The sequence below is a fragment of the Rhodococcus sp. As11 genome, from assembly GCF_048957735.1.
In the GTDB taxonomy this organism is placed as follows: Bacteria; Actinomycetota; Actinomycetes; order Mycobacteriales; family Mycobacteriaceae; genus Rhodococcus; species Rhodococcus gordoniae.
This window is the reverse complement of record NZ_JARDJE010000006.1, coordinates 177,896-198,211: the sequence shown is the minus strand read 5'-3', so window position 1 is coordinate 198,211 and position 20,316 is coordinate 177,896. Positions and strand designations below refer to the sequence as shown.

Annotated in this window: 23 protein-coding genes; 8 read left to right on the top strand and 15 right to left on the bottom strand. The window is 69.7% G+C overall.

Features of this window, described 5'->3' with window-relative positions:
* Window positions 1-12 precede the first annotated feature (12 nt).
* The gene (locus PV766_RS10550; RefSeq protein WP_421096987.1) at window positions 13-1,242 is read right to left on the bottom strand and encodes a GNAT family N-acetyltransferase; all 1,230 of its coding nucleotides are present in this window, start codon (window positions 1,240-1,242) and stop codon (window positions 13-15) included.
* Window positions 1,243-1,328: 86 nt separating this feature from the next.
* On the opposite strand from PV766_RS10550, the gene PV766_RS10545 reads away from it, so the two are divergent.
* Window positions 1,329-1,760, top strand: a complete 432-nt coding sequence (locus tag PV766_RS10545; RefSeq protein ID WP_129977650.1) for a protein-tyrosine phosphatase family protein — start codon at window positions 1,329-1,331, stop codon at window positions 1,758-1,760.
* Between the two features lie 4 nt (window positions 1,761-1,764).
* Here the strand turns inward: PV766_RS10545 and PV766_RS10540 are convergent, their stop codons facing one another.
* The 3 genes from PV766_RS10540 to PV766_RS10530 all read right to left on the bottom strand — a co-directional run bounded on the left by PV766_RS10540 (window position 1,765) and on the right by PV766_RS10530 (window position 4,262).
* Window positions 1,765-2,619 (bottom strand): hypothetical protein, encoded by an 855-nt coding sequence (locus PV766_RS10540; RefSeq protein WP_129977651.1) that lies wholly within the window; start codon window positions 2,617-2,619, stop codon window positions 1,765-1,767.
* A 72-nt stretch (window positions 2,620-2,691) separates the two neighbouring features.
* On the bottom strand, window positions 2,692-3,177 hold the full coding sequence (locus PV766_RS10535; RefSeq protein ID WP_129977652.1) for a general stress protein: 486 nt from the start codon (window positions 3,175-3,177) through the stop codon (window positions 2,692-2,694).
* A gap of 125 nt (window positions 3,178-3,302) precedes the next feature.
* The gene (locus PV766_RS10530) at window positions 3,303-4,262 is read right to left on the bottom strand and encodes an HpcH/HpaI aldolase/citrate lyase family protein (RefSeq protein ID WP_026003197.1); all 960 of its coding nucleotides are present in this window, start codon (window positions 4,260-4,262) and stop codon (window positions 3,303-3,305) included.
* A gap of 58 nt (window positions 4,263-4,320) precedes the next feature.
* Between PV766_RS10530 and PV766_RS10525 the strand changes: the two genes are divergently transcribed.
* The 5 genes from PV766_RS10525 to PV766_RS10505 all read left to right on the top strand — a co-directional run bounded on the left by PV766_RS10525 (window position 4,321) and on the right by PV766_RS10505 (window position 9,410).
* The gene (locus tag PV766_RS10525) at window positions 4,321-5,595 is read left to right on the top strand and encodes a magnesium transporter MgtE N-terminal domain-containing protein (protein ID WP_129977653.1); all 1,275 of its coding nucleotides are present in this window, start codon (window positions 4,321-4,323) and stop codon (window positions 5,593-5,595) included.
* The gene (locus PV766_RS10520) at window positions 5,588-6,109 is read left to right on the top strand and encodes a DUF1003 domain-containing protein (protein ID WP_016933728.1); all 522 of its coding nucleotides are present in this window, start codon (window positions 5,588-5,590) and stop codon (window positions 6,107-6,109) included. The genes PV766_RS10525 and PV766_RS10520 overlap by 8 nt, the downstream gene beginning before the upstream one ends.
* A 107-nt stretch (window positions 6,110-6,216) precedes the next feature.
* Window positions 6,217-7,119, top strand: coding sequence for a hypothetical protein (locus PV766_RS10515; RefSeq protein WP_421096986.1), 903 nt, complete (start codon window positions 6,217-6,219; stop codon window positions 7,117-7,119).
* Between the two features lie 239 nt (window positions 7,120-7,358).
* On the top strand, window positions 7,359-8,225 hold the full coding sequence (locus PV766_RS10510) for a lytic transglycosylase domain-containing protein (RefSeq protein ID WP_207213578.1): 867 nt from the start codon (window positions 7,359-7,361) through the stop codon (window positions 8,223-8,225).
* A gap of 51 nt (window positions 8,226-8,276) precedes the next feature.
* A complete protein-coding gene (locus tag PV766_RS10505; protein ID WP_255162431.1) occupies window positions 8,277-9,410 on the top strand; it encodes an Mrp/NBP35 family ATP-binding protein in 1,134 nt (377 codons plus the stop codon).
* Between the two features lie 84 nt (window positions 9,411-9,494).
* Here the strand turns inward: PV766_RS10505 and tatB are convergent, their stop codons facing one another.
* The 4 genes from tatB to sigE all read right to left on the bottom strand — a co-directional run bounded on the left by tatB (window position 9,495) and on the right by sigE (window position 12,633).
* Window positions 9,495-9,899 carry a Sec-independent protein translocase protein TatB gene (gene tatB / locus PV766_RS10500; RefSeq protein ID WP_016932072.1) on the bottom strand — a complete coding sequence of 135 codons (405 nt, stop codon included), beginning with the start codon at window positions 9,897-9,899 and terminating at the stop codon, window positions 9,495-9,497.
* Between the two features lie 71 nt (window positions 9,900-9,970).
* Window positions 9,971-11,566, bottom strand: coding sequence for a S1C family serine protease (locus PV766_RS10495; protein ID WP_371053560.1), 1,596 nt, complete (start codon window positions 11,564-11,566; stop codon window positions 9,971-9,973).
* Window positions 11,567-11,648: 82 nt separating this feature from the next.
* A complete protein-coding gene (locus PV766_RS10490) occupies window positions 11,649-11,981 on the bottom strand; it encodes an anti-sigma factor family protein (protein WP_016932070.1) in 333 nt (110 codons plus the stop codon).
* 16 nt (window positions 11,982-11,997) lie between these two features.
* On the bottom strand, window positions 11,998-12,633 hold the full coding sequence (sigE, locus tag PV766_RS10485) for an RNA polymerase sigma factor SigE (RefSeq protein WP_026002829.1): 636 nt from the start codon (window positions 12,631-12,633) through the stop codon (window positions 11,998-12,000).
* Between the two features lie 316 nt (window positions 12,634-12,949).
* Here sigE and PV766_RS10480 point away from each other — a divergent pair, with 316 nt between their 5' ends.
* Window positions 12,950-13,585, top strand: coding sequence for an O-methyltransferase (locus tag PV766_RS10480; protein WP_026002828.1), 636 nt, complete (start codon window positions 12,950-12,952; stop codon window positions 13,583-13,585).
* A gap of 47 nt (window positions 13,586-13,632) precedes the next feature.
* On the opposite strand, the gene glgC is transcribed toward PV766_RS10480, so the two are convergent.
* Window positions 13,633-14,847: a glucose-1-phosphate adenylyltransferase gene (gene glgC / locus PV766_RS10475; protein ID WP_037190186.1), complete on the bottom strand. Its 1,215-nt coding sequence runs from the start codon at window positions 14,845-14,847 to the stop codon at window positions 13,633-13,635.
* A gap of 114 nt (window positions 14,848-14,961) precedes the next feature.
* Here glgC and glgA point away from each other — a divergent pair, with 114 nt between their 5' ends.
* The gene (gene glgA / locus PV766_RS10470; protein ID WP_064064426.1) at window positions 14,962-16,134 is read left to right on the top strand and encodes a glycogen synthase; all 1,173 of its coding nucleotides are present in this window, start codon (window positions 14,962-14,964) and stop codon (window positions 16,132-16,134) included.
* Here the strand turns inward: glgA and PV766_RS10465 are convergent.
* The 6 genes from PV766_RS10465 to folP form a co-directional block, all read right to left on the bottom strand.
* A complete protein-coding gene (locus tag PV766_RS10465; RefSeq protein WP_421096985.1) occupies window positions 16,121-16,987 on the bottom strand; it encodes a putative RNA methyltransferase in 867 nt (288 codons plus the stop codon). The genes glgA and PV766_RS10465 overlap by 14 nt on opposite strands.
* Window positions 16,988-17,071: 84 nt before the next feature.
* Window positions 17,072-17,239: a DUF3117 domain-containing protein gene (locus tag PV766_RS10460; protein WP_006554284.1), complete on the bottom strand. Its 168-nt coding sequence runs from the start codon at window positions 17,237-17,239 to the stop codon at window positions 17,072-17,074.
* Window positions 17,240-17,336: 97 nt separating this feature from the next.
* On the bottom strand, window positions 17,337-17,987 hold the full coding sequence (locus tag PV766_RS10455) for a DNA-3-methyladenine glycosylase I (protein WP_421096984.1): 651 nt from the start codon (window positions 17,985-17,987) through the stop codon (window positions 17,337-17,339).
* Complete coding sequence (locus PV766_RS10450; protein WP_064064428.1) at window positions 17,984-18,421, bottom strand: DivIVA domain-containing protein; 438 nt, start codon at window positions 18,419-18,421, stop codon at window positions 17,984-17,986. The genes PV766_RS10455 and PV766_RS10450 overlap by 4 nt, the downstream gene beginning before the upstream one ends.
* A 52-nt stretch (window positions 18,422-18,473) precedes the next feature.
* Entirely contained in the window at window positions 18,474-19,391 is a 918-nt protein-coding gene (locus PV766_RS10445) for a glucosyl-3-phosphoglycerate synthase (RefSeq protein ID WP_421096983.1), read from the bottom strand.
* Window positions 19,388-20,308: a dihydropteroate synthase gene (gene folP / locus PV766_RS10440; protein ID WP_064064430.1), complete on the bottom strand. Its 921-nt coding sequence runs from the start codon at window positions 20,306-20,308 to the stop codon at window positions 19,388-19,390. The genes PV766_RS10445 and folP overlap by 4 nt, the downstream gene beginning before the upstream one ends.
* Between the last annotated feature and the right edge of the window lie 8 nt (window positions 20,309-20,316).

Sequence of the window (20,316 nt, the reverse complement as noted above, 5' to 3'; positions counted from 1 at the left end):
GCGCCGGAGCGATCAGAAGGACGTGCCCGCGAAGGGCGCGTTCGGCCAGGAGAACAGCAGGTCGGCGGTGTCGACGGCCTCGGGCCGCCGCACCCGGACACGCCCTGCGGCGGCCATCCGACTCCAGCCGGGCCGGCCGAGGAGGAGCGCACCGAGGTCGGCGATGTCCACCGCGAGATCGGCCGGTCCGGTGGTACGCACCGCGCCGCCGGCGGAGATCTCGACGACGCCGGCATTGTCGGTGAGCACGGGATCGGACACCTCGACGGTCACCGACCCCGAGCCCCGGTAGCGCCGCGCCGACAGCGCCCGATCGAGGTCGAGGATGCGCAACCACGTCTCGTCCGAGACCGAACGGAACTGCACCGCACGCGCGTCGCCGAGGACGAGCGGCATCGGATCGTCCTGCGGAAGAGCCGTGAACCGCAGCGTGTCGACCAGATCGAGGCCGAGCAGGAAACGGAGCAGACCGGCATACGCCTCGGGTGACGGGGCGAAGAAGTCGTCGACCACGACGGTGCGGTTGCGGCTGGTGAACCACGCCTGCGTGTCGACGGGGTGGTACCGGACGAAGCCGTCCTCCTGCCCCGGCTCACCGTGTACCGCCACGTACATCGGATCGGTGAGCGAGTCGGCGCGCCACCGGCGCGAGTTCCACCAGTACTCCGACCGGTCGATCGCGCCCGGACGCGAGGGCAGGTGACGGGAATGTATCTGCGCCAAGACATCCCATGCATCCGGATAGGCGAGCAGGCGCACCGGCCCGGAGTCGGGCACGCCGGGACGCAGCGTGGCGCGATGCACGTCGACGTCGACGGACACCGAGGTCGACGCGACCCCGTAGCCGAACCGGCCGTAGATGGTCGCTTCCGAGGCACGCAGCGTCGCGAGGACCTCACCGCGGTCCCGCGCGTCGCTCAGCTGCCGGTGCACGAGTCCGGAGATCACGCCGCGACGCGTGTGCGTGGGCAGCACACCGATGTGGGTGACCGCCGCGTGCGGAACCCGGGCGCCACCGGGCAGGGTCAACTTCCCACTCGTGGCGTCGACGGTGCCGACGAGCATGCCGTCGAGGAAGGCACCCCAGGTGCGACCGGCCTCGAGATAGTCGTTCACCGTCCCGTCGGGAACCTCCGGCCACGACGGCAGTCCCACCATCGCTGTCCGGAACAGCGCCGACGCCTCCCGCAGTTCGGCTTCCGACTCCAGAACTCTGATCTCCGGTTCCGTTCGTTCACCCATGGAACGACACTATCGACAGCGAACCCGGGACGCGGGCGAAAGGCCGTGACGTTCGGTACACCGGCGCGGGCGGGTAGGTTTCCACCGTGCGACGCGAGTGGGATCCAGCAGACACCGGGGTGCTGCAGCTGCCCTCGGGCCGACTCGTGCGCGGACGCGGGATACGTCGTCCGGAGCTCGACGAGCCGTTTCCCGACTTCGGGGTGTATCTCCTCGCGCGTCCACCGGCGCCGTTCGACTGGGAGTCGCGGTGGATCCACTGGCCCGACTTCCGCACGCCGCGCGACCCGGAGGACGCCCACGCCGTCCTGTACGAGGCGTGGATCCGGGCGGGACGGCAACGGGTGGAGATCGCGTGCGGGCGTGGGCGCGGCCGGACCGGCACCGCACTGGCATGCCTCGCCGTGTTCGACGGCCTCTCCCCCGACGAAGCCGTCGACTTCGTGCGCCGCCACTACCATCCGCGCGCGGTCGAGACGCCCTGGCAGCGCCGGTTCGTCGCGCGGACGAAGACCTGACCGCTCAGTTCTTCGTCCGCGCCAGATGCGCTTCCGCGGCCGAGACGGCGCGTTCGGCGGCCACCACCCGTTTCTTCGCCTCGGCCGCGGCACGACGCGCGAAGGTGCGCTGCTGCTCGGCGTGTTCGAGCTTCGCCCGCAGATCGGCGACCTCGTCTTCGTGGCGGGCCAGTTCCCGCTCCGCTGTCGCCGCCCCTTCGCGCGCCTCCTCGGCTGCGCTGCGCGCCGAGTCGAGCGCGGCGGCGGCCTCGTCGATCTGTGCCTCCCGAGCGGCCCGCTCGGCATCCTCGTGCTTTCCCGCCTTCTCGCGCGACGACGCCGTCCGGTCTTCCTCGTCCTTCCGGTCGGACCCGCCGCGGACGACCGTGAGCGGCATCGCGGACAGGTCGCCGAAACCGTCCGACTCGACGATCGCGTCGAGACGGCCCTGGCGGACCTGATCACCGATATCGGGATCCGAGAGCGCCGCGTTGAGGGTGCGTCCGACCTCCCGCAGGGCGCTCTCCGATGCGCTGCGGCCACGGTCGGCGGCGAGCCGTCCGGCATCGCGTTCGAGCGCGGCGACCACCCGGCGCCGCTGCTCGGAGAGTGTCCGCATCTCGCTGCCGGACAGTCGGCGCTGCGCGGTGCGCAGAGCCGCTCCGATGTCGAGCAGCGCGGCGAGTTCGTCGGCCCGTTCGCGCGCGAGCAGGTTGACCATCCAGGCCGCGACCGTCGGTTTGCGCAGCCGGCCGATGGCCACCGTCAGTTCGCGGTCGCCCGCTTCACGTGCCTGCGCCGCGAATTCGGAGCGGGCCGCCACGAAGTCGCCTGGGTCGAGGCCGTAGAGGGCGTCGGCCACCGAATCGAGATCGGGCATGGAATCGACAGTAGTGGCGCGGGGCAGGCCGCGACGAGTCTCGTCCTCGGCGGACTCGTGACCACCGGACGATCAGATCGCGAGCTTGGCGAGGATGTCGCGCGCCTTCTCGGCGGTGGGCGGCTGGCACAGCACGTCGTAACGGCCGGCGACGAGCTGCATGGTGGACGAGAAGTCGCGCTGGCCGCGGGTCGCGGCGTACGGGATGGTCGCCGAGATGAGCCCGAAGACGATGCCGCCGACCAGACCGACGAGCAGCGGGCCGAGGAAGTCGGTGGAGAAGATGCCGAGCAGCAGACCGAAGAAGACGCCGAGCCACGCGCCCGAGACGATGCCGCCGCCGATCACCTTCGGCCACGTGAGCCGCCCGGTGACCCGCTCGACCTGCATGAGATCGACACCGACGATCGTGACGTCCTCGACCGAGAAGTTCTGGTCGGCGAGATGGTCGACCGCGCGCTGCGCCTCGACGTAGGTCGGGTACGAACCGACGGGCCAGCCCGTGGGAGGGGTCGGCAGACCGGGTACCTGGCGACCGGGTCCGAGGGGATTCGTCATGTCGTTCGGCTCCTTCGCGATACGCGCCGACCGTCGCGGCGCGGCGCCGGTCCCCATTCTGCCTCGACGAGGACCGGCTCGCCGCACTGGTTCGCCCGATATGTTCTTTTTACCGGTCGTCCCGATCAGGAGGCCGGCGGCTCGAACTTCTGCGTGCGCTGCAGCCCGGCGGCACGGCCCTTCGCGGAGATCACGAGAGCCATCTTCCGGCTCGCCTCGTCGATCATCTCGTCGCCGAGCATCGCGGCACCGCGGGCGCCGCCCTCGGCGGAGGTGTGCCATTCGTAGGCGTCGAGGATCATCTCGGCCTTGTCGTAGTCCTCCTGGCGAGGACTGAAGACCTCGTTGGCCGCATCGATCTGGCTCGGATGCAGCACCCACTTGCCGTCGAAGCCCAGCGCGGCGGTGCGCTGCGCCGACCGGCGGAAGGCGTCGACGTCGCGGATCTGGAGGTAGGGACCGTCGATGGCCTGCAGCCCGTGGGCACGCGCCGCCATGAGGATCGTCATGAGGATGTGGTGATAGGCGTCGCCGACGTCGTAACCCTCGGGCTGCTCACCGACGACGAGAGTGCGCATGTTGATGCTCGCCATGAAGTCGGCCGGGCCGAACACGAGCGTCTGCACACGAGGGCTCGCCGTCGCGATCTCGTCGATGTTCGTCAGCCCGAGGGCGTTTTCGATCTGCGGTTCGATGCCGATCCGCCCCACCTCGAGACCGTGGGCCTTCTCGACCTGCGTGAGCAGCAGGTCGAGCGCCTTCACGTGACTCGCGTCGGGCACCTTCGGCAGCAGGATCGCGTCGAGGTTCGCCCCGGCACCACCGACGACCGTCGCGACGTCGAGATAGGTCGCGTCCGTGGTCCAGTCGTTGACCCGCACGACCTTGATCTGGTCGCCCCAGCCGTCCTCGTTCAGCGCTTCGACGATCGTCGTGCGCGCCTGCTCCTTCGCCAGCGGTGAGACGGCGTCCTCGAGATCGAGGAAGATCTCGTCGGCGGGAAGGCCCTTGGCCTTGTCGATCATCTTCCGGCTGCTGCCCGGAACCGCGAGCACCGACCTCCGGGGCCTGAACGAAAACGACATGACCTGACCAGACCTCCGAGTTCCGGGAACAGCGTGGGCACGCTCTAGCCTGACAATCATGGCAGCAGTGAGCAAGGTCTTCGTCGCACGGCTGGCCGGACTGGTCGTACTCGGCCCCGACGGCGAGTCCATCGGCCGCGTCCGCGATGTCGTGCTGACCATCCGCGTCGGACGTCAGCCCCCGCGTGCGCTGGGGCTCGTCGTCGAACTGCCCACCCGCAAACGGATCTTCGTACCGATGTTGCGCGTGACCGCGATCGAGCCGGGGGCGGTCACCCTCGTCACCGGCAACGTGAGTCTGCGCCGGTTCACCCAGCGCCCCTCGGAGGTGCTCGCCCTCGGACAGGTCCTCGATTCCCGTGTGCGGGTCGACGACCCGGAATTGCCGGACCTGATGGGTGTCGACGCCGTCGTGGTGGATCTGGGACTCGAGCTCATGCGCACCCGCGACTGGGTCGTCGCCCGGGTCGCGGTGCGTCGGCATCGCGGCCGGCTCGCGCGCCGCTCCCCCATCCACATCGTGGAATGGCCGCACGTGCACGGACTCACCCAGCAGGCGTTGTCGATGCCCGGACAGGGTGTCGCGCAGTTGCTCCTGCAGTTCGAGGACATGCGCCCGGCGGACGTCGCGAATGCCTTGCGCGACCTGCCGATCAAGAGACGCACCGAGGTGGCCGCAGCGCTCGACGACGAGCGCCTCGCCGACATCGTGCAGGAGCTGCCCGCCGACGACCAGACCGACCTGCTCACCCAGCTCGGCCTCGACCGGGCGGTCGCGGTGCTCGAGGCGATGGATCCCGACGACGTCGCCGACCTCCTCGGTGAGCTGCCCGCCACGGACGCCGAGTCGTTCCTGCAGCGCATGGACCCCGAGGATTCCGAGTCGGTGCGCCGCCTGCTCGAGCACTCGCCCGACACCGCCGGTGGTCTGATGACGCCCGAGCCGGTGGTCCTGACCCCGGCGACCACGGTGGCGGAAGCCCTGGCGCGCGCTCGCAATCCGGACCTGAGTCCGGCCCTGGCGTCGATGGTCTTCGTGGTGCGCCCACCCACGGCGACTCCCACCGGGAAATACCTCGGCTGCGTCCATCTGCAACGATTGCTGCGGGAACCGCCTGCGAGCCTCGTGGGAGGGGTCGTCGACGACGACCTGCCGCGCTTGGCCCCCGACGACGCTCTGACCACCGTCACCCGGTATTTCGCGACCTACAACCTGGTGTGCGGTCCGGTGGTGGACGACGAGGGGCATCTGCTCGGCGCGGTGAGCGTCGACGACGTGCTCGACCATCTGCTGCCCGAGGACTGGCGCGAGGAGGACATCGAGGATGAGTGACCGCAGCACGCAGGGCCGCTCGCGCCTCGAGACCCCCCAGTCGTCGAGGTTCCGGTTCAACTTCGACGCCGAGGCGGTCGGCCGGGTCAGCGAGTCGATCGCGCGGTTCCTCGGAACCGGCCGTTATCTCGCCATCCAGACGATCGTCGTCATCGTGTGGATCGCCCTGAACATCACCGCGGTCGGACTCCAGTGGGATCCCTATCCCTTCATTCTTCTCAACCTGGCCTTCTCGACGCAGGCCGCGTACGCGGCCCCGTTGATCCTGCTGGCGCAGAACCGGCAGGAGAACCGCGACCGCGTGTCGCTGGAGGAGGACCGCGCCCGCGCCGAGCAGACCAAAGCCGACACCGAGTTCCTGGCACGGGAACTCGCGGCCCTGCGACTCGCGGTAGGCGAGGTCGCGACCCGCGACTACCTGCGTCGCGAGCTCGACGATCTTCGCGCCCTGCTGGTCGACGACGAGAACGAGGACGACACCGGCGGCCCGCGTATGCGCGCGCCCCGGCGCTGAAACGCGCGTCGCGCCGGTTGTCCGGCACGACCGGTTGCACACAACCCGACATCCTTCTGTAACCTTCGTCACAACACTCGGAGGGACGACCGGAGGAGGGTGATCGCGTGCGGTGGAAGTTCGCGCTGGCGATGCCGGTGATCGTCGCTGCCGGACTGGCGGCGACGGCGTCGTCGGCGACTGTGGTCGCGGAGACGACGTCCGCCGAGGCGGAGCCCAGCGCGGCTCCCGCGGTCGGCCTGGTCCCGGGCGAGGCGCGCGAGGCGCAGCCGCTGCGCAGCCCGAGCGACCCGCTCGCCCAGCTTCCCCCCGAGGCCGTGACACCGACCGCAGGAGGGGCGGTTCTCGGCGAGGGGCCGCTCGCGATCCCCGAACTCGTCTTCTACGCCTATCGTGCGGCCGAGATGCAGCTGGCCATCGATTCCCCCGAGTGCGGCCTGCCGTGGAACCTGCTCGCCGCCGTCGGACGCCTGAACTCCGGGCACGCGGACGGAGGTCGCATCGACATCCTGGGCACCGTGACCACGCCGGTCGTCACCCCCGAGGGCCTGCTCGGACCGATGCGTCTCGCTCCCTCGGTGTGGGAGCAGTACTCCGCCGACGGCAACGCGGACGGCACCGCCGATCCGCAGAACATCTTCGACGCGACCCTGGCCGCGGGTGCCCGGATGTGCGCGGCGGGCGGAAACCTGCGTGAGCCCGACGGCGAAGCGCGTGCGGTGGCGTCGTTCGATCCGTCTCCCGACTTCCTCGCGAACGTCCGGACCTGGTCGAGTGCGTACGCGAAGGCCGCCGAGGTGGCACCTGCCGACCTCGCGCCGATTCCGGCGCGTCCGGTTCCGAATGCAGCGGATGTAGCGGCACCAGCACCCGCACCTGCTCCGGCCGCACCGCCCCTGCCGTCCGATCCTCCGGCCGAGGAGGCGCCCGCCGGGCAGACCGCCCCGGCCCCGCCACCGATGCCCGGGTTACCCGAGCTCCCCTGCCTGGTCCCCGCCTTCTGCGAGTAACTGCCTTCTGCGGGTGACTCCCGGGCACACCCCGTGATGACGACACGCGCGACGCGCGTGTCGTCATCATTTTCTCTCCCGACGCGCGGTGCGTTCGACCAGCACGGATCGGCTACGTCCCCACGCGTGCACTCCCGTTACATCACAGTTGCGTAACAGAAGAGCATCGAATGCTGTAGCCTCGGCCCGGCACGTAACGGAGGTGTCTCGTTCCGAGGCACCCGAGGGAGGGTTATCCATTGGGCCGCCACGTTAAACCGTCGGATTCGAAGCTTCGGCGAAATTCCGTGATCGCGATGACCGGACTCGTTCCGGTCGGCCTGGTCGCCGCGGCGGCGACCACGGCGGGTGCGTCGCCGCGAGCATTGATGGGAGTGGCGCAGCACGAGACCGAGCCCACCGCATCGTCCGCCGGCACCGCCGACCTCGCGAGTGCGGTTCCGGAAGCGGTGGCAGCGGTACAGACCATCATGCTCGAGCCCGAACCGGCACCCGTGCGCACCTTCAAGGCGGCTCCCGAACCGGAACCCGAGCCCGAGGTCCTCCGCGAGGGCCCCCTCGGCATCCCCGGCATCAACTACGCCGCCTACCGCAACGCCGAGCGCATCCTCTCCGAGGAGAATCCCACGTGCGGCATGCACTGGACGCTTCTCGCCGGCATCGGCCGCGTCGAGTCCGGCCACGCGAACGGCGGCAAGGCCGACGCCAAGGGCAACCTGTTCGAACCCGTGATCGGACTGCCGCTCGACGGCAGCCTGCCCGGCCAGGCCACGATCCCCGACACCGACGGCGGGGCACTCGACGGCGACACGGTCTACGACCGTGCGGTCGGGCCGATGCAGTTCATCCCCACCACGTGGAACCAGTACGCGGGCGACGGCAACGGCGACGGTGTCGCCGATCCCCAGAACCTCTACGACTCGACGCTCACCACCGCGAAGTACCTGTGCGACGGTGGCCTCGACATGCGCAACCTCGCGCACTCGACGAAGGCGATCCACCGCTACAACAATTCGATGGCGTACGTGGCGAACGTGCTCGCCTGGTCGACCGCCTACTCCACCGGCATCGACCCGAGCCCGGCGGATCTCCCCCGCATCCACTGACGACCGCACCCGTGTCCGGACGCGACCTCTCTGCCGCCTACCATGGGCGTCATGGCAGTCAGTGAGTCCGACGTCCGCAGTGCGCTCGCACGGGTCCAGGACCCGGAGATCCGCAAGCCCATCACCGATCTCGGGATGGTCAAGAGCATCGAGATCGGCGCCGACAGCAGCGTCGATGTCGCCATCTACCTGACCACCTCCGGGTGCCCGATGCGCACCGAGATCTCCGAGCGCGTCACCAAGGCCGTCGCCGACGTCGCCGGAGTGGGCGAGGTGCGCGTGACCCTCGACGTCATGAGCGACGAGCAGCGCACCGAACTCCGCAAGTCGCTGCGCGGCGACTCCACCGAGCCCGTCATCCCGTTCGCCCAGCCCGGGTCGCTGACCCGCGTCTACGCTGTCGCCTCCGGCAAGGGCGGAGTCGGCAAGTCGTCGGTCACGGTCAACCTCGCGGCGGCGATGGCCGCGCGCGGTCTGTCGGTCGGTGTCCTCGATGCCGACATCTACGGTCATTCGATCCCCCGGATGCTCGGCACGTCGGCCAAGCCGACGCAGGTCGAGCGGATGATCATCCCGCCGGTCGCGCACGACGTGAAGATGATCTCCATCGCCCAGTTCACCGAGGGCAACACCCCCGTGGTGTGGCGTGGCCCGATGCTGCACCGCGCGCTGCAGCAGTTCCTCGCCGACGTCTTCTGGGGCGACCTCGACGTCCTGCTGCTCGACCTGCCGCCCGGCACGGGCGACGTCGCGATCTCCGTGGCGCAGTTGATCCCCAACGCCGAGATCCTCGTCGTGACCACGCCGCAGCAGGCCGCCGCCGAGGTCGCCGAGCGTGCGGGTTCGATCGCGTTGCAGACCCGCCAGCGCATCGCCGGCGTGGTGGAGAACATGTCGTGGCTCGAACTGCCCGACGGCACCCGCATGGACGTCTTCGGCAGCGGTGGCGGTCAGGCCGTCGCCGAGCGACTCACCCGGGCCGTGGGTGCGACGGTGCCGCTGCTCGGCCAGGTCCCGCTCGATCCGGCCGTGCGCGAAGCAGGCGACTCCGGCACTCCGATCGTCCTCGCGGCGCCCGACTCGGCACCCGCGGTGGCATTGAAAGAGGTCTCCGACAAGCTCGCGGTGCGCAAGCGCGGCCTGGCCGGCATGTCGCTGGGAATCGACACCACGCGCCACCTCTAGGACGAGAACCGATCGAGCCCCTGCCGTTGTCACGGCAGGGGCTCGATGTAGGTAGAGCGCCGATCCGGTCTCGGCCGACGGCGATCAGGTGGCGTCGGGGTCGATGGGTGGCTTCTCGTCGCGTGCGAGCGGCTTCGACAGATTCGGCCGGGCCGCACCGTTGGTCGGGGTTCCCGGTGACGTCGCGGACGGCGTGTCGACATTGCCGGTGAGGATCGAGTCGTCGCCGTCGAGCAGATGCTTCGTGATCACGGCCCGGGGAGTCATGCCGCGCAGCTGGTTCAGTTCCGACAGCGGTTGCCGCAGGTCGTCGAACTCCGGCCCGAGCTCCTGCTGGAGCTGGTCGCGCGCACCCGAAGCGTAATCACGCACCTGGCGCAGCGACCTGGCCACCCACGAGACGGCACCGGGCAGCCGCTCCGGGCCGAGCACCACGAGGGCCGCCACGATGAGTACCAGGAACTCGCCCCAACCGATGTTGCCGAACACGCATCCAGGGTACGTGGTCGCGTCCGAATCGCATCACCTACGAGGAAGGTCACATCACGCGACGGGACCGCTCAGTCCGAGACGGGGGTGACCTCGACGTCCACGAGGCGGCCGTTGCGCACGAGCTGGACGGTGACCGGCTCGTCGATCTCCTGCTGCTGGACCGCCACGACGAGCTCATCGGCGCTGGTGACCTCGCGGTCACCCACCTTGACGATCACATCGCCCTCGACGATCCCGGCGCGCTGGGCCGGGCTGCCCTGCCGTACGTTGGCGACCTCCGCACCGCTCGCGACGTCGTTGACGACGGAGCGCGCGTTCACGCCGATGTCCGGATGCCGCATCTCCCCGTTGCGGATCAGCTCCTGCGCCACCTCGGTGACGTCGTCGATGGGGATCGCGAAGCCCAGCCCCACCGAGCCACCGGTCTCCGACTTGATCGCGGAGTTGATCCCGATCACGCGACCCTCCATGTCGATGAGGGGGCCACCGGAATTGCCGGGGTTGATCGAGGCGTCGGTCTGCACGGCGTCGATCACCGCATCGGTGTCGGTGCCCTGCCCGCTGAGCCGCATGGGCCGGTGCAGCGCGCTGACGATGCCGCGGGTGACGGTCTTGCTCAGGCCGAGCGGTGACCCGACCGCGACGACGTCCTCGCCCACCTGGACGTCGTCGGAGCGGCCCAGTTCGGCGACGACCAGGTTGTCGACGTTCTCGACGGCGAGCACCGCGAGGTCGGTCTTGATGTCGCGTCCGACGATCGAGGCGGGAATCTTGGTGCCGTCGTCGAAGGTGACCTGCACCTTCGCGTCGGGATTGCCGGCGGCCATCGAGATCACGTGGTTGTTGGTGACGATATAGCCGGCACCGTCGATCACCACGCCCGATCCGGTGCCGGCGTCGCCGCCGACGGTGGTCTGGATGGAGACGACCGCGGGCAGCACGGTGTCGGCGACCCGCGCGACCGCGCCGGTCGGCCGTTCCTCGTCGGAGCCCGACTGGCTCAGTGTCACTCCACGACTGGTCAGCGAACCGTTGTCGGCGGTCGCCAGCGCGACGACGAGCCCGCCGACCATGCCGATGACGACGGCCACCGCGGCCAGTGTCGCGAGAGCGCGGGGGTGGACACGACGGTCGAACAACACCTCGCGCAGGGTGAGTCCGGGTGCCGGAGGAAGCTCCCGCGCCTCGGTCTCACCGGCCATGGGCGGACCCAGCCGCACCGCCGAGTCGGGGTCGCGCCAGGGATCGGTCTCTGCCTCGTCCTCGGCCTCGCCCGCCGGTTCCGAGGGGGGACGCTGAAGTGTCTCGTCGGCATCGGACGGCCGTCCGTAGGCCTCGGCGAAGATCGCGTCGGGCGGAGGCGCCTGACGGACACGCGGGTCGGCGACGCGGGGATGAGCCGAGGAGTCGAACGATCCGTCGGCGCCGGCCGGGCGTCCGAAGACACGTGCCGAAGCGGGATCGACGGCCGGGCGGTAGACGGGCCGGGGGTCGAGGCGAGGCGCGTCGGCAGGACGGGGGATCGCGCCGTCCGGCAGGTCGGACCCGGCCGACGAGGCGTTGCCGGACGAGCCTCTCCCCGACGAGGCATGGGGCAGCTCGTCGCCACGACGAGGGCCGTCGCCGGCCGGTCGTTCGGTGTGCTGCGCAGATTCGGCCGTCACGCGTGCCCGTCTCCCCCGTATAGGTCCGTCACGCAGCCCAGTATCACCGATGGCATCGGATCACCTGTTACCGACCGTCCGGTCACCGGCGCCGGAGAATCGACCACCGGCGCGCGGCGAACCGGTCGTCCGCCTGCGGATGCGGGGACGGATCGCACAGGTGTGAAGGAATGCTGCTCAGCGTTCCCAGCAGCGAACTCGGCATACGGGGTACGTGATCGGCGGCGGACCGGAGTGCGTGACGGGCCTGCTGCTGGGCTTCGACCTCGGCGGCGCACTCGGGACACATCGACAGGTGCTGGGCGGCCCGCATGTAGGCCGCCATGCGCAGTTCGCCGTCGACGAATGCGGCAACTGCCTCGCTGGCGAGATGTTCCGTGGAGCCGAACCTGCGAGGTGGTTGCACCATCGTCATCACTACCTCCCGGCGGCTACCCCGCATCGACGCGACCGTTTTCGGCCTTTCCGTGCTCGCGCAGGTACTCGCGGAGTGCCTGGCGGCCTCGGTGGATACGACTTCGTACCGTACCGAGTTTCACCCCCAGTGTGGCACCGATCTCCTCGTAGGACAGACCTTCGATGTCACAGAGCACCACCGCGGCACGGTACTCGGGTCCGAGCGAGTCCAGTGCGGACTGCAGATCGGCGCCGAGACGCGCGTCGTGATAGATCTCCTCGGGGTTCGGCCCTGCGGCCGGTACCCGATCGTAGTCGTCCGGGAGCGCTTCCATCCGGATGCGGTTCCGGCGGCGCACCATGTCCAGGAAGAGATTCGTGGTGATGCGGTGCAACCAGCCCTCGAACGTGCCGGGCTGGTAGTTCTGCAACGATCGGAAGACGCGGATGAAGGTCTCCTGCGTGAGATCCTCGGCGTCCTGGGCATTACCGGAAAGACGGTAGGCGAGGCGGTAGACACGGTCGCCGTGCTCACGAACGAGCTCGTCCCACGACGGCATGGCCGTGCGATCCCCGGTGGCATCGAACGCCGCGGTGCCGCTCAGGTCCGCCTCGAAGGCAGCGTCGAGCGCCGAGGCGTCGTACTCGGGAACGGTGTGGGATCGGGTCATGTGGATCGCTGGATCCTCCTCGTCGGGACCGCGGACGGACACGGGCTTCAGGGCCTGCAACACTCGATCTGCGCGGGATATTCCTCGTGGGAACGTCCCCCGCGGCGGTGTGTCCTCGAAGTCGTGAACCGGAGCGATCGTCTGGTTCGTCGATCGTCAGTCTTCCTCGCGGCGATGTGGTCGCCGTATGAGTAGCCTGAAACGTCCCTGAGAAAACCGCCCCGGGCGTGATCCCCCCTCGGAATCACACAACTCACGGCACCATTCCGTGCGCGCCTGCCTGCGCGAGCGAATCGCCGAGGATAGCCTCGGTGAGGTGCAGACCAACGCCGATCGCATTCTGACCCACGCCGAGAACATCGTCGTCGAGGACGAGGAACTCGCCGCGGCGCGTGACCGTGCCGAAGATCTGGGTGCCGACCCGGTCTCCCCCTCCGTCGGAGCCGCCCTTGCGATGTTCGCCCGCATGCTCGACGCCAGGACTGTAGTGGAGATCGGCACCGGTGCGGGTGTGAGCGGGCTGTGGTTGCTGCACGGTCTCCGCGAGGACGGCGTGCTCACCACGATCGACAGCGAACCGGAACATCAACGCGCGGCGAAGATCGCCTTCCGTGAAGCCGGCATCGTGGCGTCGCGCACCCGGCTCATCAACGGCCGGGCGCTGGACGTGCTGCCGCGACTCGCCGACTCCGGCTACGACATGGTCTTCGTCGACGCGACCCCCGCCGACCATCCGCACTTCGTGCGCGAAGGGGTGCGCCTGCTCCGGCCGGGCGGGGTGATCGTGCTGCACAACGCCCTGCTCGACGGGCGGGTCGCCGACCCGGCCGCGCGCGACGCGACGGTGCTCGCGGTGCGGGAGGCCACCCGTGCGGTGTCCGACGACGAGCGTCTCGCACCGGTGGTCCTGCCGCTCGGCGACGGGCTCCTCTGCGCGGTGCGCCTCAGCTGATCTGCGCGGGTGCGCCCGGGCCGAGAACGTCCCCGGCGAGCGGGCGCTCAGATCCAGATGCCCTTGCCGATGGCGACGACACCACCGTTGCTGACCGCGAACCGCTGCCGGTCGCGCTCGAGGTCCACGCCGATGATCTCACCGTCGCCGACGACGACGTTCTTGTCGAGGATCGCTCGGCGCACCACCGCGCCCTTGCCGATGCGCACACCGGGCATGAGCACGCTGCCCTCGACGGTCGCTCCGTCGTCGACCATGACGTTCGAGCTGAGCACCGAGTTGCGGACCGTGGCGGCCGACAGGATGCTGCCGGCACCGACGATCGATTCCTGCGCCAGACCGCCCTGCACGAACTTCGCGGGCGGAAGGTTCTCGGCCGCCCCACGGATCGGCCACCTCCGGTTGTAGAGGTTGAAGATCGGGTGGACCGACACGAGGTCCATGTGGGCGTCGTAGAAGGCGTCGAGCGTGCCGACGTCGCGCCAGTAGGCACGGTCGCGTTCGGTCGCGCCGGGGACCACGTTGTCGTTGAAATCGTAGACGTGGGCCTCACCCTGCTCGACGAGCGCGGGAATGATGTCGCCGCCCATGTCGTGGTCGGAGTCGGGATTCTCCGAGTCGGCGCGCAGCGCCTCGACGAGGACCTTCGTGGTGAAGACGTAGTTGCCCATCGACGCGAACGTGACGTTGGGGTCGTCGGGCGTCCCGGGCGGGTGCGCGGGCTTCTCGAGGAACTGGGTGATCCTGCCGCTCTCGTCGCTGTCGATGCATCCGAACGCGAACGCCTCGCTGCGCGGCACGCGGATACCGGCGACGGTGACGCCGGCTCCCGACTCGATGTGCTGACGCACCATCTGCTCGGGATCCATCCGGTAGACGTGGTCGGCACCGAAGACCACGATGTACTCGGGATCCTCGTCGTAGACCAGGTTGAGCGACTGCAGGATCGCGTCGGCGCTGCCGGTGTACCAGCGTGGACCGAGACGCTGCTGGGCCGGCACCGGGGTGATGTACTCACCCGTGAAGCCCGACAGGCGCCAGGTCTGCGAGATGTGCCGGTCCAGGGAGTGCGACTTGTACTGCGTGAGAACGCAGATGCGCAGATAGCCGGCGTTCACGAGATTGCTGAGCACGAAGTCGATGAGGCGGTACGCGCCCCCGAACGGCACTGCTGGCTTGGCTCTGTCCGCGGTCAGCGGATACAGACGTTTGCCCTCGCCGCCGGCGAGAACGATTCCAAGCACATGGGGCTGGCTCCTCACACGCTTCAACCTATCCCCCGACCCAGGCCGCCGCCAGCGAAGCGGGATCTCGGCGTCGGATCACACAGTCCGGGCCGGGTGGCCGGAACCCGCGCCGCCCGCTAGTTTGAGGCGGTGAGGGTGGCAATGATGACGCGGGAATATCCGCCTGAGGTGTACGGCGGGGCCGGGGTCCACGTCACCGAACTCGTCGACCGACTGCGCCGACTGGTCGAGGTCGACGTGCACTGCACGGGCGCACCGCGCGACACCGCGTTCGTGCATTCCCCCGACCCGGCGCTCCGCGACGCCAATCCCGCTCTGACGACCCTGTCCGCCGGGTTGCGCATGGCGCATGCTGCCTCCGGCGTCGACGTGGTGCACTCCCACACCTGGTACACGGGCCTGGCCGGACATCTCGCCGCCGAACTCCACGACGTTCCGCACATCCTCACCGCGCACTCCCTCGAGCCGCGACGGCCGTGGAAGGCCGAGCAGCTCGGAGGCGGCTACCGCATCTCCTCCTGGTCCGAACGCAACGCCGTCCGGTACGCCGACGCCGTCATCGCCGTCAGCGACGGGATGCGCCTCGACGTGCTCGACGCGTACCCCTTCGTCGACCCCGCACGGGTCCACGTGGTGCGTAACGGGATCGACACCACCGTCTGGCATCCGGGTCCGGCCGCCCCCGGTCACGAATCCGCGGTCGCCCGGCTCGGTCTCGACCCGGACCGCCCGATCGCCGTGTTCGTCGGCCGCATCACCCGGCAGAAGGGCGTCGGGCATCTGATCGCCGCGGCACACCACCTCGATCCGGACATCCAGCTCGTCCTGTGCGCCGGCGCCCCCGACACCCCCGAGATCGCTGCGGAGACCGAACGCGCGGTGGCGGCCCTGCAGGACGCCCGCAACGGGGTGCACTGGGTACGCGAGATGCTGCCCACCGAGTCGGTCCGCGAACTGCTCTCGGCGGCGACCGTTTTCGTCTGCCCCTCGGTGTACGAACCGCTGGGAATCGTCAACCTCGAGGCCATGGCCTGCGAGACCGCCGTGGTCGCCTCCGATGTGGGCGGTATCCCGGAGGTCGTGCAGGACGGAGTCACCGGACGCCTGGTGCACTACGACGCCTTCGACACCGAGACCTACGAGCGCGCACTCGCCGCGGCCGTCGACGAGGTGGCGAGCGACCGCCATCGCGCCGCGGAATGGGGCCGGGCCGGTCGCAACCGCGCCGTCAGCGAATTCTCGTGGGCACAGATCGCCCGCCAGACCGTTGCCGTCTACCAGCAGGTGCTCACGGCGCGCTGAGTTCGCCGGCCGTGCCGATCCGTCGCCACGCGGTGACGGTGACCGACACCGTCACCCCGAACGGGTCGGGCAGCGAGGCCAGCAGCTGCTCGCGCCGCTCGGACGTGACGTGGTGCGCCGACGGGCCCATCCCCGCGACGAGACCGAGTACGTCGCGCGGGAGGGCGGCCGTGAAGCGCACGTCCGTTCGTCCCACCCGCTCGAAGTGTCCCGACAGCGCGGAGGACAGCCGTTCGGTCTTCTTGTCGTCCACGCTCACCATGCCGGGCAGCGCGACCAGCTCACGCAGATGCTCCGAGGTGGGCGTGGCGACGACGAGCGTCCCTCCGGGCTCGAGCACGCGGTGGCTCTCGGCCGCGTTGCGGGGCGCGAAGATCGACAGCACGTGTGTGAGCGAGGCCGACCGTACGGGCAGCCGCTGCCACGCGTCGGCCAGGATCGCACCGGCCCGCGGATGACTGCGGGCGATGCGTCGCACCGCGGGCTTGGAGACGTCGAGTCCGATGCCGCGCGCCGCCGGTATCGCGTCGAGCACGCTCGCGAGGTACCGACCTGTTCCGGCACCCACCTCGAGGATTGCCGCAACCGTGTCGTCCGTCGATTCGGCGCACACGTCGGCCACCGCATCCCGGATCGGGTCGTAGTGCCCGGCCCCGAGGAAATCGGCGCGGGCGGCGATCATCTCGGCGGTGTCGCCGGTGAAGGGTGTCGAACCCCCGGCGAGCAGCGACACGTAACCCTGGCGCGCGACGTCGAAGCTGTGCCCGCGATCGCACACCACGACGTTGTCGTCGAGGTCGAGCGCGGACTCGCAGTGTGGGCACGCGAGAAGGTCGATCACATCGGCGAGCATCGCGCCTCCGATCGTCTTCTCAGGACGACACCGGGCCCCGCGCGCCGAGGAGCGCGGGGCCCGGAGTGCCCTGAGAGGGGCCGATCAGCTGGTGACACTCTTGAGTTCGTCGCCGAGTGCCGCAGCCTCTTCCGGCGTGAGCTCGACGACCAGACGTCCGCCGCCCTCGAGTGGAACCCTCATGACGATTCCTCGTCCCTCTTTGGTTGCTTCGAGGGGACCGTCCCCGGTCCGGGGCTTCATGGCCGCCATCCTCTGCTCCCTCCAAATCTGCACCCGACCGCCGGGCGCGTGGGTTACCGTGTGGTTGCATCGCCGATCGCGGCGACGCGCACCCTCTCATTCTTCCCTATCGGGAATACGTGCGCGTAGCTGACTCCTGGGTAAGAGACCCTTCCGGGTTCTGCGGACCGAGTGACACCCAGCACGATTCCAGGTGATCGTCGACCATCCCGGTGGCCTGCATCAGCGCATATGCAGTGGTAGGGCCCACAAATCGAAAGCCGCGACGCTTCAGCTCACGGGCCATCGCCGTGGACTCCGGTGTCACCGCCGGAACCGACTCGATCGTGCGCAACCGTCGCGCGCGTCGCGGCGGTGCGAACGACCACAACAGGTCGTCGAGGGCGGTGGGTAATTCGAGCACGGCCCGCGCGTTGGCGATCACCGCCTCGATCTTGCGGCGGTTGCGCACGATGCCCGCGTCGGCGAGCAGTCGTTCGACGTCGGCCTCCGTGAAACAGGCGACCGCATCGACGTCGAACCCCCGGAACGCCGCGCGGAAGGCCTCGCGCTTGCGCAGGATCGTCAGCCACGACAGGCCCGACTGGAACGCCTCGAGCGAGAGCCGCTCGAACATCTCGTCGCGCCCGTGCAGCGGCCGGCCCCACTCGCAATCGTGGTAGTCGCGGTAGAGCGACGAACCGGGACCGTCGACGGCCCACGGGCACCGCACGCGGTCGTCGGTGTCGATCACGGCCCCCTGCTCGTCGGGCCTCACCGTGACTCCCCCGGCGACTCCGACGACGCGCGTTCGGTGACGCTCTCCCCATCGACGTCTCCGGCCCCGGCCCCGGCGACATCCTCTGTCTCGACATCCTCTGCCTCGACGTCCTCCTCGGCGCCGTCGACCGACGACTCTCCCGCCGCACGCGCCTCCGCATCGGCGAGCCGGACCCGCAGATCGTCGACCTCGCGGGCGAGACGATCGAGCGCCCAGTCGACCTCGCTCATCTTGTAACCCCGCACGGTCTGCTGGAACCGCAGGTCGCGGATGTCGGTGCCGGTGACGTCGGTGGCGGGCAGCACCGTGACGGTGGTGCCCGGAGGCAGCGGTGCCAGCGTCTCGCCCCGGCCGAAGACGGCGCTCGCGACGAAGAACAGCACCGCGGCGACGCCCGCCATCACGAGCACGTACAGCAGAACCGTGAGCATGCTCCGATCTTGGCACGAGCGGCCGACACCGGCCGGGGTACCGGCCGTCGGTTCAGCCGGTGACCGTCACCATCGGGGGCCGGTCGGTGAGATCGACGATGGTCTCGAACGGCACGAACGCGTCGCCCTCCACCAGGAACTGGGTGAGCGGCGCACCCGAGTCGGCGATTCCGCACCGCGCGAGCATCGTGCCCACGATCTGCCGGCTCATCGCCCCGAGCTCGGACAGCGGGCGGTTGCGGTGCTTGCGGACTCCGAGATTGACCTGTGCGATCGCGTGGAGACCGAACCGGTCGTAGGTGTCGAGCAGCAACCCGATCTCCACTCCGTAACCGGGTGCGAACGGGACCGACTCGAGCAGTTCCCGCGTGCCGGCGTACTCACCGCCGAGCGGTTGCAGCACACAGGTCAGCTCCGGCCGCAGCGCCGCGAGCAACGGCCGTGCGACGAGTTCGGTGACCCGGCCACCGCCGTGTGCGTCCTCGCCTCCCCCTGTGCGCAACGGCCGCCGGTAGTAACCCTTGACGAGGTGGACGCCGTCGCCGAGCAACAGCGGCCCGAGCAGTTTCGGCACGAAAGCCGGGTCGGGATCGATCAGATCGGAGTCGACGAAGGCAATGATGTCGCCGGAGGTCGCGGCAAGCGACCGCCACAGCACCTCGCCCTTGCCCGGGACGGGCTCGATGCCCGGTACCGCCTCCTCCCGGGACAGGACGCAGGCGCCCGCCGCCCGTGCCCGCGACGCGGTCTCGTCGGTGGAACCCGAATCGAGAACCACCAGTTCGTCCACGAGACCACCGAGCAGCGGGTGGATCGTGTCGATCACTCCCGCGACGGTGTCCTCCTCGTCGAGGGCGGGCAGCACCACGGTCACCGTGCGGCCCGCCTTGGCCTCGAGCAGTTCATCGATCGCCCAGGTGGGCCGGTCCCAGCTGTTGGCCTCGCCCCACGTGCGTGCAGGTGCACTCATGCCAGCCCCCTCACCGTGCGCACCGGCGGACGCGTGCCCGCGATTGCCGCGACCATGTCGACCACCCGACGTGTGGCTGCCACCTCGTGTACCCGGAACATCCGTGCGCCGGCCGCTGCGGCCAAAGCTGTCGCTGCCAATGTGCCCTCCAACCGGTCTGCGAGTTCGACTCCCAGAGTCTCCCCCACGAAGTCCTTGTTGCTCAGCGCCATAAGCACAGGCCACCCGGTTTTTACAAGAACGTCCACGTGCCGCAACAGAGCGAGTCCGTGATGGGTGTTCTTTCCGAAGTCGTGGGTCGGATCGATGAGGATCGAGTCGCTCGCCACGCCGGCGCGGGCGGCGGCATCCGCGGCCGCGGCGACCTCCGCCGCCACCTCGTCCACGACGTCGGCGTACCTCACGCGGTGCGGCCGGGTGCGCGGCACGGCACCACCGGTATGGGAGCAGACGATGCCGGCCCCGAGTTCGGCGGCGACCGCGACGAGCTCCGGATCGGCGCCCGCCCACGTGTCGTTGATCAGATCGGCACCCTCACCCAGGGCGCGACGCGCGACCTCGCTGCGCCAGGTGTCGACGCTGATGAGCACATCCGGGTACCGCTCACGGATCGCGGCGACGAACGGCACGACGCGCCGGATCTCCTCGTCGCTGTCGACGACCTCGCCCGGCCCGGCCTTCACCCCACCGATGTCCACGAGATCGGCACCCTCGGTTACCGCGCGGTCGACGGCTGCGAGCGCCGCGTCGTCCTCGAAGGTCGCTCCCCGGTCGTAGAACGAGTCGGGCGTGCGGTTGACGATCGCCATGACGAGCGCACGGTCGGTGGCGACCGGGCGCCCGCACAGGGTGGACGGTGCCGGACCGGGGCGGGTCACGGGGGTCTGCTCGTCGACATCGGTCGCGGGGCCGCTCATGATCCCAT